This window comes from Pontimicrobium sp. MEBiC06410, assembly GCF_053601615.1.
The window spans coordinates 1-296 of the sequence record NZ_JBSHNT010000003.1; the positions used below are offsets into that span (position 1 = coordinate 1).

Below are 296 nucleotides of genomic sequence, written 5' to 3' on the forward strand. Positions count from 1 at the left end.
TTCCGATAATATCGCACCAACATTTACTGCACCGGCAGATATCGAAATATTTACAGATGCATCATGTAATTACGATGCTGGAGTAAACATTACAGGAGATGTTACAGACGAAGCAGATAACTGTTCTACAACCCTAGACGCGACCTACACAGACGCTGTAGTCGCTGGAACTTGCGAAGGATCATTTATTATCACCAGAACATGGACATTAACAGATAGCTGTGGTAATACTGCGCCAGAACAAACACAAACCATTACCGTTTCCGATAATATTGCACCAACATTTACTGCACCTG

The 296-nt window shown here is 41.9% G+C and carries 1 protein-coding gene; it reads left to right on the top strand.

Going from position 1 to position 296, the window contains the following annotated elements; all coding sequences use genetic code 11:
* Positions 1-296: hypothetical protein (locus tag ACVC08_RS00015; RefSeq protein WP_452600471.1), on the top strand; the 296-nt coding region annotated here is incomplete at both ends.